Annotated in this window: 8 protein-coding genes, 1 other RNA gene and 1 pseudogene; 2 read left to right on the top strand and 8 right to left on the bottom strand. The window is 39.6% G+C overall.

All coding sequences use genetic code 11. From position 1 onward, the window contains the following. The 7 genes from AC33VI_RS03090 to AC33VI_RS03060 all read right to left on the bottom strand — a co-directional run. Positions 1-400: hypothetical protein (locus tag AC33VI_RS03090; protein WP_491780804.1), on the bottom strand; the 400-nt coding region annotated here is incomplete at its 3' end. Beyond that, on the bottom strand, positions 397-651 hold the full coding sequence (locus tag AC33VI_RS03085; RefSeq protein WP_491780803.1) for a hypothetical protein: 255 nt from the start codon (positions 649-651) through the stop codon (positions 397-399). The genes AC33VI_RS03090 and AC33VI_RS03085, both read right to left, overlap by 4 nt. 37 nt (positions 652-688) lie before the next feature. Next, positions 689-1,999: an arylsulfotransferase family protein gene (locus AC33VI_RS03080; RefSeq protein ID WP_491780802.1), complete on the bottom strand. Its 1,311-nt coding sequence runs from the start codon at positions 1,997-1,999 to the stop codon at positions 689-691. Between the two features lie 206 nt (positions 2,000-2,205). Next, positions 2,206-3,123, bottom strand: a complete 918-nt coding sequence (locus AC33VI_RS03075; RefSeq protein ID WP_491780801.1) for a hypothetical protein — start codon at positions 3,121-3,123, stop codon at positions 2,206-2,208. Between the two features lie 147 nt (positions 3,124-3,270). Then, entirely contained in the window at positions 3,271-4,272 is a 1,002-nt protein-coding gene (locus AC33VI_RS03070; RefSeq protein WP_491780800.1) for an isochorismatase, read from the bottom strand. Positions 4,273-4,386: 114 nt separating this feature from the next. Beyond that, positions 4,387-5,088 (bottom strand): DUF8692 domain-containing protein, encoded by a 702-nt coding sequence (locus AC33VI_RS03065; RefSeq protein ID WP_491780799.1) that lies wholly within the window; start codon positions 5,086-5,088, stop codon positions 4,387-4,389. 78 nt (positions 5,089-5,166) lie between these two features. Next, positions 5,167-11,022: a translocation/assembly module TamB domain-containing protein gene (locus tag AC33VI_RS03060; protein ID WP_491780798.1), complete on the bottom strand. Its 5,856-nt coding sequence runs from the start codon at positions 11,020-11,022 to the stop codon at positions 5,167-5,169. Positions 11,023-11,236: 214 nt separating this feature from the next. On the opposite strand from AC33VI_RS03060, the gene ssrS reads away from it, so the two are divergent. Then, a non-coding RNA gene (gene ssrS, locus AC33VI_RS03055) (6S RNA) lies at positions 11,237-11,420 on the top strand. A 109-nt stretch (positions 11,421-11,529) separates the two neighbouring features. Beyond that, positions 11,530-12,807 carry a M16 family metallopeptidase gene (locus tag AC33VI_RS03050; RefSeq protein ID WP_491780797.1) on the top strand — a complete coding sequence of 426 codons (1,278 nt, stop codon included), beginning with the start codon at positions 11,530-11,532 and terminating at the stop codon, positions 12,805-12,807. Between the two features lie 96 nt (positions 12,808-12,903). Here AC33VI_RS03050 and AC33VI_RS03045 read toward each other — a convergent pair. Beyond that, a pseudogene (locus AC33VI_RS03045) lies at positions 12,904-13,062 on the bottom strand (photosystem II S4 domain protein); the annotation flags it as partial.

The raw sequence follows: 13,062 nt of genomic DNA, 5'->3' as shown, positions 1-13,062 counted from the left end.
TCTGGGCAATAGCAAAATTTTTCTGCTGATTGGGCTTGAGATAAAGTAGCACGATTATTACCATCGTACTAGCAATAATAAACGTTGGAGAAACGGTTGTTGCCAAAACAGCATCAAGGGAAACCAGTCCCAAGCGATCGCCCAACCATAATACTACCAGGGGGATTAAAAAAGCGATCGCGCCCCCCAATGCCAGCATTAAAAACAGTCCAAATAACCTTTGAGAGTTTTTTTGCAGCTTGTACTCTTTCTGCTCGTCTCTCAAGCGAGAAGAACCAATAATTTTCAGAGAATGGAGGGCGATCCGAATTACATTGCGACTTTTGTTAATCACGCCTAAAAGTTGAAGGGAGAAAGCAAATCCCACCACTAAAATCATCGCCCCAATCCATTGGCTCATACTTTTTCTCCTTGTTTTTCTTGGGCTTCTTGACTAGCAGCCCCCTGCTTGCGCTTCTTTAAAAGTCGCTTCATAGGATACCAAAGAAAGCCAAACAAAGCCGCTACAACTCCCACAATAATTGCCAGCAAAGCTCCTAAAGCAGCAATTCCCGTACCAGGACCGACATAAGCCATCGCTGGTTGCTGAACAAAAATAACTAACAACAGTGTGCCAAGAGCAACATTAGCAAATGATAATTTTAATTTCATTTTGGACTCAGGTAATAAAAATTTAGTTGCTATTACTTTATTCTTCTGGAGTAAATAGTTCGGTATACTCTGGAGATAAACGCTGCACCTCTGACACAATGCCCACAATTCCAGGTTCGACATAGTTAATATATTCCCAAACTACTTGACCCTGGGGATCTATTTCAAAACCTCTGCCCGACATGGATTCAGTTATCAATACATTACCGTTAGGTTGCCATTGATGTTTGCCCATCACTGTGGTAAAAAATTTCTGCTCTTGGCTGCCAGCAAAGAATACTTGATATTCGTCATCCTGGGCTGAAATGAGGGTAATTTTGCTTTTACCCTTTGGTTCGCTAGCATTATTATTATCAAAAATCGAGATCGTATCCCCATCGATAAAATCAGGATCGTGTTGTCGTACGAACTTGCCTGTAGAAATAAACTTAATTTTTTCGCTGTCAATATTAAATACAAAAATCGTATTAATATTACGCAAAGAAACCATGATATCTCCTGGCTGAAAGAAACCAGGCTGCATCTTAGTCGAGAAAGGTTCAACATCATTGAGGTGTAAGATATCGGTTCTCCCTAACAGGCGATCGTCCCCCTGAATTAAGGTATTCTCATTATTAAGACTACCCAAGTAAAGTAGTCCCTGGTAGCCATTTTTCCGCAGAATATCCGCTACATACCACTCCCGTAAAATTTCACCTTGAGGATTAATTTCTAAGATTGTTTCCTCATAAAATGGCGGTACTAAATTAGGCAGTCGATCGACTTTGGTGGTTTGATACTTAGTTCCCGATACCCATAGGTTGCCGTCATCATGCTGGTGAACTGAGTGATGAGTTAGGTAGGGCAAACGCCAGACGACGTTGCTATCGCGATCGATCCTAACTAAACCTTTGCTTTCAAAATTAAAAACCAGATCGCCATTTTTCATAACCGTTGCACCATGAATATTAGTGCCTGGTTTTGATTGGGGAACTAAATTTTTAGGTAAATGTTCTGGGTTAGACCAGATCTCGAACCAATCAATATCCCACCGATGAACCGTATCGCCATTGAGATCGATTATTTTTGCCAAGATATTGCGTTCGGCTGCAATCTCCGTGACTAAGGATAGTCCTGCTTGAGCCTGACTAACATTTTTAATTACATCGCTAGCTGGCTTTCGAGCATACTTATAAAACCAAGGAAGTTCCTCAGATTGCTCTTCGCGAATTTGCGACCATGCTTTTGTTGCTTCGGCATAAAGCTGGTAAGGAAAAAATTTTAGCTCTCTGGCAAGATAACCAAGATTAAAAACTATAAATACGCTAGAAAGGACAAATGATATTAAGCTAAATTTGGAAGAATTCATCTATGCTATGACGTAATAGTTATTAATTACATTACTTTATTTGGTGATAAGAAATAGATAGCTTTAATGTCGATCTGTTTCCGATATCTATTCAAATCGAAGACATCATAGATAAAGTCAAAATTAATACTTATGTTTTAATTCATTGTCTAGATTAAAAGCGATCGCCATCTTTCTTGCTTAAAATGTTGCTATGCACCCAAGTTCTAGATTCCCGTCACGGATTGAACGTAGAAAACAATTCCATCTTCTCCTCCTTCAAGTTGATAAGCTGGATCTGCGAGAAATTCATCTCTTTCTATTAGGGAAGGGGTATAAAAATGAGCGTCTAGATCGGAGTTATAAAAACGATATAAACCAACAGAATCTTCTACCTGAGATTCATAACCGTAATAAGATATTCCTTCTGAAATATAGTTAGCCAAATTTTCTTGGACAAAATCTCTTTCGACTTCTGAAGATGTATATAAATGCACCCCAGTACTAGTATTAAAAAAACGATAAACAGGTACTATGCCAGTGATATCATTTCCTTCAGAATTGGGCGCGCCAACAAAAGATTCTCCCTGATATTCATAGTTATCTAAATTCTCAATAACTGAATCTCGCTCTACTTCTGAAATAGTATAAAACTGAGTTTGCGCTTCTGTTTCTAAAAATTTATACACTATATCCCCTTGATTGAGAAGAGGCGCGCTATCTTCTTCCTCTATATCTCTAGTTTCGGTTTTGGTAATAGTTAAGCTGTAGTTGGTTTCCGCTTCTGCTTCCCCAGTAATTATGGCTGTATATATTCCTGGTGTGAAATCCGCAGCGATAAATTCAGCCTCATTTCCTGGGGCTGAAGATGAATAAAGAGTATTCCCTTCCCTGTCATTAATTGATAAATTTAGATTAGCTTCTAAGTTATCTAGTTCTATATCGAAGGCAGCAGAATTCTCAATTTCAAATTGATAAGCATCTCTTTCGCTACCTCTTTCATAAGTAGTAGAAGCAACAAAGTTATCTCGGACAACTCCGACATTAATCGTACCATCATCAGATTCTGTGGGTAATTCGGATACAATATTTTCCAGAGAATTGGGAAGATCTACTTCCAGAGTTCCTAACTCAATAGTTTCCATAGTTGCTATTAAATATTTTCATATTATCTGACCTGTTTATTAATAGTCAGTCGATTATGAATTCAATTTAATACAAAATACTAAGAGTTTTTAGCTCGGAAAATATCTCTAACAGAAAAAAATGCAGTAATTATGTCTTAATTATTTCTATTTTTGCTTGAGAAATATGTTAGTATTTGACTCGATCGCATTCATTCCCGAACTAATAAATTTTTTAAAGATATTATTAGCAGACTCGGTAAAATCGATTTCTGGAGAAATAACTACAGGAGACATACAATCTTCGAGGATATAGACTTTTTTAGCCAAATTAGGATCTATATTTTGAATTTCTGTTAACAGATTTTCAATCGTCCAAGCAACACAATGACTTTTGGCTTGTCCTGCAATTATTACAGTATTAAAGTCCAATAATTTTTGAATTAAGTTATTATTTTTACTGGCGATAGCTCGACCGTCTGCACTATCGATCACTTCGGGACTCAATACAGAGTAATTTTCGGTTAAAGGATTGCTCCCTTTTAATTCAAAACTGGTTTTACTTTTTCTCGCAATACTATGGAAAAATACAGCTTCTTCTACTGCGGAAACCAAAGCGTGACCGATGCCTCCTAACATAGAATGATAGGGCCAAATAGTTAAGGGATATTTACCATCTTCGCTTAATTTCTTAACATAATATAATCCGTGACTTTTCAAGCGATCGCTATCTCCATTAGTCAAACTAGGAGCGAGTTCTAGGTTAACTTGCCACTTTCCTCCTTCTACTTCTTCATAACTAATATTAGTTCCTGGTGTGGGATGTTCTCCTGCTGCATTTAACCAAAAAATAGGGTGAAATATTTGCATCGCACTATGACTATCCATAGTAGGAATAATTTCGGTAATTACTCCTAAATTACGATAAATGAATTGGCACAGTCTGATATTATCTTCTACCGCACCATTCACAAATAGTTCAAACTCTGGAATACAAAAAGTATTTTGTACGTCTATTAATAGTAAACCTACTTTTCTTTTATCTTCTGCTGCGGGTTGTATATTATGTTTTCTCGCCCAATTTTCTGCTTCAGAAGCTCTTTGTTGATAGGGTACGCGATAAACTTCTTTTACTCGATCGCTATTGAAGAATTGAGGAATATTGTTCATAGTAGTTGGAGTTATATGGATCTGCTTAAAACTTTTCAAGTTTAAGCAATTATTTCTTAACGAACAATCAAACGATCTATTTTTTTAAACTCTGTTTAATGTGTTTTTTAGAAGTTATTTAATCCCGACTTGTATGGTAAGTCTATCTAGCCAATGACGCAAATAGTCGAGTAAAGCATAGATAAAAATAATAGTGCCAGCCATTTCCATAATTTCTTCAGCAGTGGCAATTAAAGCGTAGACTAAATTTTGCTGTCCTTTAGCTTCGGCTACGTAACTACCCACCATCTCCATTAGTAACGCGCCACCAATATAAAACAGGGCTGCTAAGAAAAAATGTTTGAGATCTTTGGGGGATAAATGACGAATAAATTTACTAAAGCGACGGAAAAACCAAAGCACAAACAATGTCCCAGGAATAACCCACATAGAATGAAGAAACCAGGGTAAATTTAATGCTTCGCTAACTTCGGGAATAATCAATATTTCGTGAATGCTCAATACTTCGTCGAGCGCCAAAAAGAAAAATATTAATGATAGTAACTGCCAATCTTTGGCAAAGCGATCGCTTTGTTGTTTTTTCCCTCCACTAATAATTTTTAGCAATAGAGAACAAAAACCCAACATTAAAGCAGAATACCAAGTAGGGAAGTTTAATTCTCGATCTAAATTAAACAATTTCATCCAGTCGGCACGATAGCCATAACCATATTTAGAAATTTGAATCCCCAAACTCACTAAGGCAAAAACAATTGCCACAATAGTTAAATACTTGATAATTTTATGAGTATAAACAGTTAATCTTAGATTCAACATTTAACATTGAGTATTGAGCATTGAGCATTGAGCATTTTTAGCTTTTATCGTTTTAAACTAATAACTAGTAACTAATAACTAAAAACTCAATTGATATAGTACTCGAATTTCATTGCTGTTGCTTGTTTCGTCGTCAAAGAAATCAGAGACGTTGGCTAAAAGATTGTAGTCGTAAACGAAACGCAAAGATGATTGATTGTTAATCTCGTAAGTTCCTTCAACGTCGGGATAAACGGTAAAGTAATCTAAGCCCACATTTTTACCCAAGCCTACTGTAGTATTTTCCACTTGAGAGAGGGCAGAATCAAGCACTGGATCGATAATAAATCTGTTAACTCCAAGATCGAAGATTCTTTCTTGACTCAAGCCTCCTCCTCCCCCCTGAGTAAGTTCTCTAGCGGAATTAAAGATTCTCTCGCTTAATAAAGCAATAATTTCTCCCTGTTCTAAAGATGGAGTACTGGTTAAACTGACGGCTTGGGAATCGATTAAATTGCGATCGCCCGTTTGAGTTAGATTGCTGCCATTAAAACAAGCTGTCAATCGATTTAGTTCTGCTTCGGTATAAAATTTGCTGTTTTCGACTAGAGGGGCATCGTTGGGGCGAATATTACAGTCGAGATTTCTTTGAGCTAAATTGGGTAGGATTTCTTCGGCTTCTCCATTGACCACCAAACTAATTCTGATGGTATTGGTGCGATCGATATTGGTAATCGGATCGTCGATTTCGTTGGCATTGGATTCTACCGCCCGAAGATCGTTGAGTTCGTCTGTATTTTGTATATTTTCAACGTCAGTTCTCAGAGTAGTGTTGATAGTTGGGTTTAATATTCCTGCTTCGGGAGTAAAGACAATAGTGTTTTCCAAATTACGGGCTAACTCAAAATTATTACTAAATAGATCGACATTAGCCTCAGTTAGTACTAAAGTACCTTGAGGAATGATATTTCTCGGTTCGTCAACAGTACCGTTGAGGGTTAAACCTCCGTCTAGTTGAAATTTATAAATGGGAGTTTGTTCCAGCCTAAATTCTTTGAGGTTGATTTTTAAGTCTTGGAGAGTGGTAACAAAAGAACTAGTATTGGCAGGCTTTTTGTTGTTAGCTTTGGCAATGGCTTTAGAATTACCTGAAGGAGTTAATTGGGGTATTGCTTGAGAAACCTTACTCTTGGCTATTTGAATCGCATCCTCTTGTACTTCTTCGGCTTGAGGAATAGATACTTTGCCATCTTCTAAATTAATTCTGCCACTAATTACGGGTTTTAGAGATGCCCCCGTGACGGTGACTTCTCCTTCCACCCCCCCTTGATAAAGCCTGTCAATATTAATTTCCCCTTCGGGTAGATCGATGGTGAGGGGTTGGTCTAAATTTTTAACTGTTTTGAGGATGGGTAATTTTCCTGTAATAAAAAGATCTTTTTCGGCAAAAGTGCCATCTAGGGTTTCTACATTAACTATTTGATTTTTCAGGGATATTTTACCCGTACCAATAAATTCTTCTGAGAAAAATGGCGTGTCGATTCTGACGGCAGCATCTTCTAGATTGACTATCCCATCGGCATCGAGATCGTAAAATATTCCCTCTCTAGATAAATCGATACGGGCATTGGCTTCTAGTTGGGCATCTCCTTCTCCTCCAACCCAGTTGAGATAGTTTTGACTTAAAGCACTAAGAAAGATAAATGCTTCCCTGTCTAAATCTACTTTGGTATAAATGCGATCGCTTTTGCCTGGAATGATGGGATAGGGTACTTCAGCCTCGACTTGAATGGAATCGGGGGCAGTAGTATTAAAACTCAGCTTCCTGCCATTGTAGTCATAATCTCCTGCTATTTTGGCGGGTAGTATATTGCCATTAAACGCACCATCGCTAAAAGCAATTTTTCCTTCTAAGTTGGGTTGTGAGATCGTTCCTTTGAAAGTACCGACTGTATTGATTTCCCCTGCCAGATCTACGGGGATTTCGACAAAGTTAGCAATATTATCGACAGTTAAGTTAGAAACAGCAAATTTAGTCTCAAAATTTTCGGGAGAAAGTTTACCCGACAAAGACAAGGCTGCATCTTGTACTTGCAATCCTGCTTTATCCAGGTTTACCTCCGTTCCTGTTAACTCCCCTCTCACCAATAATTGAGGAATATTGATGCGTTGGGATTCTTCAATGACCAATCCTAGAGGTGGAACTATATTAGGATAGGCTGCGGTGGGTTGCCATTGCCAATTATCCCCCGTTACTTCAAAATTCGCCTGGGGCGTTTCAATTGTTCCCCCAATCGTAATTTCTCCCGTATATTTCCCTTGAATGTCTAGCTCGTTGGGGATGTTGCCCCTTTCTTTCTGGGCAGCGTTAGCTTGAATTTGTCGATTAATTTGGCGCAATCGATTGAGTTGACGGGCAATACTGCGGTCTACTACATCTACTTCTGGTTTGGGCTTAACTGCTGCGGGTTCGGCATAGTCAGGAATGCTAAAGAGTCTGGTAATATCTTCGATAGTAAACCAGCGCAGAGTGGTTAAGATATCTTGAATATAAGCTTCGGGAATGTTTAATTTGCCGTCAATTTTACCCGACTCAAGATCTAAAGCGGCATTGAGATTATATTGACTGTCGCCCAAGTCGAGGGAAGAACTAGTTAATTCTGCGGTATTGCCAACAGGATCGTAATTAAAGTCAGCATTTAACTCGTCGGCTGTGATATATCCCACCCCAGGATTGGCGATCGCAATATTTCCTTGGGTGGCTAAGGTATTAAAGTCTAGTTCGACATTACCTGTCGTTTTACCAGCTAAAGCACCATCTATTCCTGCTGCTTTTCCAGGGGCGAAGTTAAGTAGTGCGAGGGGAAAGTTATCGATATCTAAGGCAAATTTATCTCCCCGACGATTTCCCGTAGCCACAATCGGGGTTGCCGTATCTTCTCCCTGACGAAATTCTAAATTAGTCGGTAGATAGGGCAGTTGGCAATCTGGTTCTTGACAGGGTACTGCATTAGCAGCAATAACATCTCGTTCCCCTCTTAAATTCAGTCCAATTTGGTCATCGGGTTTTATGGTTACGTCTCCCTGCATTTGAGGATCGAAGGCAATATCGTTAAAAGCAAAGTTTTGTAAGCGCAAATTTCCCGTTAAATCGATATTTTCGGGGTTGGTGGGGGCAGAAATCAGATTTTTACCGTTAAATTGCCCGTTAAATTCAGCTTTGCCTTCTATGTTTACACTGTTGGCAATTAATTGATTATCTCCAGTAGTGGCAGCTAAAACTTCTTTGACAGGCAAGCGATCGAAATCGATATTAGCAGCAACATCTAAGTTAGTTTGAGCTAGATCTAAATTACTAGTAATGTCAGATAAAGTTAAATCCCCTTGGGCGTTAAGCTGTTGTTCTCCCGAATTAACTGCCAAATTGTTTATGGCAACGGGAATATTGCGATCGCCATTAATTAAAGGTTTGATATCCCCAGTTAAGTTTGCTTGGGCGTTAATATTGTCTGTCGGAATAGAATTTAAGTTTTCTGGGGCGAATTCATTTAAGAGTAATTGAGAACTAATATTGTCGGCATTAATATTGGCTTGCCATTGATTGTTATTGAGATTTGCCACGGCATTTACCGTACCTTCGGCTACTTCTAAGTCGGCATCTACCCTACCATCTACCGTACTTAGATTGGGATTTTCGGCGAAAGCTAATAGTTCTGACAATTCTGCCGAAGCAGTTACCTGGGAAGATTTAACTTGGGCAGGAAGGGGTAAATTAGGGACAATAGAGTTTAAATCGATCACCTTAGTGTTGGCATTGGCAGTCACCACCCCCGAATTGACTCGACTGTTTACGGCTACTGTTTCTCCATCTACAGTGAGATCTAGATCGGCATCGGCTTGAAGACTATTTAATTGCTGTCGGTTGGGAAACTCTAATAATTCTGGTAATCTTGCGGAAGCTACAACAGTTCCCGATTCCAAACTGGCTGTTACGGGGAGATTCCTGACAAAATTATCGATCGCTATATTTTCAGTCGCGACTTGGGCGTTGACATTGCCATCATTAAACTGACTGTCAACCACAACTTCTCCACCATCGACATTAAGATCTAAATTGGCAATACCTCGAATCTGATTCAGATCGAAGTTATTTAAGTCGCCGTTAAGATCTATTTTCGCCGTCTCTACTGCCACGGGGCGATCTAAATCGAGATTGGCATTACTAAATTCGCTCAAAAAAGGAGTCAGATTAAAAGACTCGGCATCGATCGCACTTTGCCACTTTTGAGTATCTAAATTTGCTTCTGCCGTAACATCTGCTTCTCCGTCGCCGTAGGTAATTTTAGTATCTTCTAGGAAGAGTTTATTGTTGGCGTAAACCGCCGTACCTTTGCCCGATATATCTTCCAGGTTGGCTAAATTAGCGAGGTTAGCTTTTGCCAAATCCCAGTTAACAATTGCTTGGGGATTGCTAACCGTACCTTCAACCTTTCCTTGTGCAGTCAGCTTGCCCACAATTACTTCTTCGGGTAACTGATAGTAAGGGTCAATTAAATCTTGGCTGGGTAAATCCGCCTCGAAACTAAACGCCAAAGGCATATTATTGACACTGATTCTAGCATCCCTTTTTAAAGCGCGATCGATGTTGGTCTTAATCTTGCCTTCTGCAATAATGTTGCCCCCTGCTAGGGGATTTATTTCCACATTTTCTAAGGCGACTTCTGCTAAATCTGCTCGAAAATCTGCATTTACCCGAGCGAATGAAGTCTTATCTACAGTTATTGTCTGAGTATTATTAATATTACCCGTCAACTTGGGTTGTTTAATATCTCCCCGTAATTTAACCTGTGCCTCCAACTCTCCCGATACGGGTACGGGTAATTGTTCTGTTAAAGCAGAAGGCAAACTAGCAAACTGAAAGGGCAAAATATTGGCATTCAAATCGTAACCCCGATCTAAATGCACTTGTCCATCCAGTTGTGCGGTAATATTTCCCAAACTAGCTTGAGTTTGTCGTACATCGCCCCCGCGCCCGTTAAAATCAAGCTTAGATTCGGCTGTTATCTCCGCATCCAAATCCGTCGCTTCTCCTGTCAAATTGTCTAGATTGACCGTCCCTTCCAGGTTGGCAGCGGTAATTTCTTCCCAAGAGGGAATATTAATATCCAAATCCGCATTAAGTTCCCCCGTCTCAATCTTTACGGGCAAGGGTAAAAGCGTCGCCGCATCTTTTAAAGCCAGATCCTTAACTAGTAGCTTGGTATCGGTACTACCTGCCGCCAGGTTCGTATTGCCTTGTATTTGAGCGATTGCGCGATCGATTCCCGCCTCTAAGTTATATTCCAACAACTCTTCTTTTTGATTGAATCTACCCGTACCATCAGCGGTAGCAATTAGGGGATTTTGTTGGTAGGGTACGGCAGTAAGATCGGCGCGATCGACATCTAAATTAACGTCAAAATATAATAAGGGGTCTTTTTTCTCTTGATTAGGATCGCTGGCTAAAAACCCCAGATCTAACCATTCTCCGTTTTGTTCTTGTTCCACATAAAGACTGGGCTGAATTAAAGCAACATCTAGAGGCAAAACGCGCCGAAATAAAACGGGAAAAATATTAAATCCTACCTCAACCCCTTCCAGTGCCACCTTATCGGGATCTGTAGCCGTAGGAGGAATTGTCGTCTTGCCAAATTTAATTCCTGACAGAGAAAAACCTTTAACTTCTCCCAAATCGATAGGGCGATCGATAAAATTACCAATTTGTGTTTCCAAAAAAGGTGGTAATTTCTTCTTGACTAAAAAGTCTAACCCCCAATATCCCAAACTACCCACAGCTGCGATCGCAATTAACCCACCAGCTATTTTTTTTGGGGAAGACTTCAAGCGATCGAGCAACCTTTTCAAAGGATTTGGCTTTTCTGGATCTTGGTTGGGAGGCTCGTTAATAGTAGTCATTGTGGGAATTTAAAGGCAAAATAATTTACCCATTTAATCGTCAAAATAAAAATAAATAAACCATATAGACCTAAAATTCTAGCCCGATTCTTGCACTCTTACTTCCGACTATAGAAGTAATTTCACAATTATTATCTCCATACCTTCTGCTTTCTGCCTTCTGCCTTCAGTGAACCCTCTTGCGAAATTTTTAAAACTGGATATCATGTATAGAGTACCACTACCGCGTTGGTGACTACCTTCCAAGTTTATTGATCTATGCTTGATTTATGAGGGAGTAGCAACAGTATTCGTGGAAGTATACCGAGCTAGTACTCGGAAATGGAAACGAAGGCGGCCAATTCCCACCCTGGATTCCCAGGTCATAAACTTAGGTAAAACGGCGCGGCGGTGGGCTATTTTGGTAATTTTTTTGACATTTTTGTGGTTTTTTTGTTAAAAATGTAACCAGAGAGACATTTTCTTCAGGGTATGATTAGCTATGTCTAGTCTTTTTATAGCTATTTAATGCCAAAAATATTTCCATCTCTTTACCAAGCTGAGTTTAACGCTCAAACTTTTGAGTTAGATAATGGATTGACTGTAATTCATCATTACATCCCTGCAACTCCTGTGGTAGTAGCTGATATTTGGGTCAAAGCTGGGGCAGTCGCCGAACCTTCAGAATGGTCGGGAATGGCACATTTTTTGGAACATATGATTTTTAAAGGTTCTCCTAATGTCATGGTGGGAGAATTTGATTGGCTGATTGAAAATACTGGAGGAGTAGCTAACGCTGCAACTAGCTACGATTATGCTCACTTTTATCTAACTACTGCCGTACCCCACATTAAGGACACTTTACCAGCCCTGGCAGACATTCTCTTACGGGCAAATATTCCCGATGAAGAGTTTATTAAAGAGCGAGAAGTTGTGATGGAAGAAATCTCTTCTAGTTATGACGATCCAGACTATTTGGGTTTTCAGGCTTTGTGTCAAAATGCCTATCAACACCATCCCTACCGACGTTCGATCTTAGGGGAAAAAGAATTACTACTCGAACATACTCCCAACCAAATGCGCTGTTTTCATCGCACTCACTACCAACCAGAAAACATGACGGTGGCAATTGTTGGTGGAATGGAATCAGAATCAGCTTTGGATTTGGTAAACGAGCATTTTAGTAACTTTTGCATTCGTTCTGAATGTCCTCCTGTTGCAGTCATCGCAGAGCCTCCAGCCGTTAATATTCGCCGACAAGAACTACACCTACCCAGAATCCAACAAGCCCGTCTGTTTATGGCATGGATATGTCCTGGTTCGCAAAATCTTCAGGATGCGATCGCTCTAGATTTAATTGCTTTAATTTTAGCTGGAGGCAGGAGTTCGGGTTTAATCAGAGAATTGCGAGAAGAAAGACAGCTAGTGATGGACATTGACTGTAACTTATCTCTGCAAAAAGATTCTAGTATGTTTGCGATCAATGCTTGGTTGGCAACAGAAAACTTAGAAATGGTCGAAACCATAATTTGCGATCGCCTCAATAAACTGCAACAACATCTTATTGCCGACATAGAAATCGAGCGGGCAAAAAGACAGCTAATCAACGACTACATCTTCTCCACAGAAACCCCCAGCCAATTAGCCAGTATTTATGGTTTTTATAACATTGTTGCTACGGCTGCCGATTCTGCCCTATATCCTCAAATTGTCAGTCAGTTTCAAGCAGAAGAGTTACAAGCGATCGCTTGTCGCTATTTATCTCCCGAATGTTATGCCGTTACGGTATTAAAACCTTTGCCTTGAGTTATCGAACAATTCCCAAGCGAGAATGGAAGCTTTAACTAATAACTAATAACTAATAACTAGATCGATCAATCAGTAGCTTAACCCGAACTGAGATTATTTGTAACGCACTAAATTAACCCGATAGCGTTCCTTCTTAGTTAGGGAAACTTCTCCTACTTCTAACCTCCCTTTACCCCGCATGGCAATCAAATCTCCTTCTTTAACGTTATAACTAGACTGGGTTACTTCTTTCCAATTAACTCTCACGTCTTT

It is taken from the genome of Waterburya sp., assembly GCF_058530065.1.
Note: the sequence above shows the minus strand (reverse complement) of the source record. Positions and strands in the feature narration are given on the sequence as shown.